A 2,505-nucleotide genomic window follows, 5' to 3' on the forward strand; every position below is an offset into this window, starting at 1 on the left:
CATTCGACATATAAGGGTAATCCAGATGTAGCTTGTCACTAAGATAATCTGAAAAATTGGTTCGTGGAAGTTCATCATCATAATGAATCATTTCGGTAATAACATTTTTTATTTTTTCAATAAGCTGTGTTTTTTATCGTATATGAGGTCAAATCCTATTTCAACCAGAGCAAGTTTGAGTGCCTGCAGTTTCTCTTGTGAAACAATTCCTATAATTTGAACCTCACCTAGTTCAATGAGGGTATACGGAAGTTCAAGTTTGTCTAACTCATACTTCACCATCATTTTGTAGCGTAAGTTTTGGCTATCCTTTAGAATTTAGCGATGCAATTTATTGATTGAAATTTAATTAGGATAGTGGATGACAAGAATAGATTGACTCTCCTCGGAATTGTAAAGGCAAGATAAATATTATACAGGTGTTAAAAAATAGAGATTCTAGTCAACCAACTCGAAAAAACTGTTAAATTAGTAGAATGTAAATTACCAATTTAAAAATATATCCTCATGACTATCAAAAAAATGTTGTTTGCTTTTTTGTTCATTTATATACAGTCAGCTGTTTTTGCTCAGGAGAAATCCAAACTCGAGTTAAAAGACTTATTTAACCTCGAATACATCAGCGATCCGCAGATTTCGCCTGATGGCACACAGATTGTATATATTCGAAATTTCAAAGATGTTATGACGGATCGTGATTATGCCAATTTATGGATAAGTAATATCGACGGTTCACGGGTTCGTCAGTTGACACAAGGAAATCAACGCGATTATGCCCCACGTTGGTCGAATGACGGAAAAAAAATAGTATTCCTTTCCAATCAGGATGATAGTAAAGTAAAATTGTATCTGATGTTTTTAGATACTCGTGAAACTATCGTATTAACCAATACTTCTATTCCTCCCGGAGCTGCTGCATGGAGTCCGGATGATCGTCAATTAGCTTTCACGCAATGGGTACCTGAGGTAAAAAAATCTCTATTGACTATTCCTGCTAAGCCGGAAGGTGCAGAGTGGAATGCTCCTCCAATTTACATTGATGAAATGAATTACCGTAGTGATGGCAGCGGATATGCAAAACCCGGAAAAATGCAAATTTTTACTTTAGGAATAGAAGGTGGTACTCCCAGACAGCGAACATTCACTTCAAATAATCACGGGAATCCGATTTGGGCAAAAGATAGCCAAAGTCTTTTTTTCTCTGCCAATTTGCATGAAAAAATTGAATCGGAACCAAACAATTCAGAAATCTACCAACTCCAACTAACCAATGGTACAATCAAAGCCTTAACCACTCGGTTTGGACCGGACACTGATATAGCTCTTTCTCCCGACGGAAAAAAAATAGCATATATTGGCAATGACGATACATTTCAAGGCTATCAGGTGACACATTTATATGTAATGAATGTGGACGGAACAGGTGTAAAAAATCTTACAACTGGTTTAGATAGAGATGCCTCAAATCCGCAGTGGGAAGGCAATGGCCAAGGGGTCTACTTTCAATACGATGAAATGGGAGCAACAAAAATTGGACATGTTTCTCTAACAGGAAAAGTCAGAACCATTGTTGAAGGTTTGGGTGGTTTAGACCTCGGCCGACCCTATGTTGCAGGAACTTTCACCGCATCAAATAATAATCGATTTGCATTTACACAAGGTGGAGCAGATTATCCTGCTGATTTAGCTGTTTGGAACACAGGTGAAACCAAACGTATCACTACTGTAAATGATGACCTCTTCTCCTACCGTAAAATCGGAAAAACGCAAGAAATTTGGTGGGAATCTTCCTTTGATAAAAAACGAATTCAAGGTTGGATTGTTACGCCCCCGGACTTTGACCCAACCAAAAAATACCCGCTCATTTTGGAAATTCACGGCGGACCTTTTACGATGTACGGACCTTCTTTTGCATATGAGATTCAAGCCTATGCGGCAGCCGGATATGTAGTGCTTTATACGAATCCACGAGGTAGTACAGGTTACGGCCAAGATTTTGGAAATTCCATTCACCACGATTACCCCAACCATGATTATGAAGACTTGATGTCGGGCGTAGATACAGTAATTGGCAAAGGCTACATTGATACAACTAATCTATTTGTGACAGGCGGCTCCGGAGGTGGCGTCTTAACTGCATGGATTATTGGTAAAACAAATCGCTTTAAAGCAGCTGTGGTAGCAAAACCGGTGATTAACTGGTATAGTTTTGTGCTACATGCAGATAGCCCGGCCTTTTTTGCTAAATACTGGTTTGGCAAAATGCCTTGGGAAGATGTGGAATACTACCACCGCCGATCACCTATTTCACTCGTGGGTAATGTAAAAACACCCACAATGCTTCTCACAGGTGAGCTAGATTTCAGAACCCCAATATCAGAATCAGAACAATATTACACCGCATTAAAGTTACAAGGAGTAGAAGCTGCCATGGTTCGTATACCAAATGCTTCCCACGGCTTGTCCAATCGACCAAGCATGTTGTTGAGCAAAACTGCGGCTATT

At 39.2% G+C, this 2,505-nt stretch carries 2 protein-coding genes; one reads left to right on the forward strand and one right to left on the reverse strand.

Annotation, left to right across the window (positions count from 1 at the left end):
* Positions 1-108 precede the first annotated feature (108 nt).
* A complete protein-coding gene (locus ACIQ2S_RS12960; protein ID WP_396176662.1) occupies positions 109-285 on the reverse strand; it encodes a hypothetical protein in 177 nt (58 codons plus the stop codon).
* A gap of 222 nt (positions 286-507) precedes the next feature.
* Between ACIQ2S_RS12960 and ACIQ2S_RS12965 the strand changes: the two genes are divergently transcribed.
* The coding region (locus ACIQ2S_RS12965) for a prolyl oligopeptidase family serine peptidase (protein ID WP_396176664.1) at positions 508-2,505 on the forward strand (1,998 nt) is incomplete at its 3' end.

The organism is Flavobacterium sp. (assembly GCF_044371705.1).
Classification (GTDB): domain Bacteria; phylum Bacteroidota; class Bacteroidia; order Flavobacteriales; family Flavobacteriaceae; genus Flavobacterium.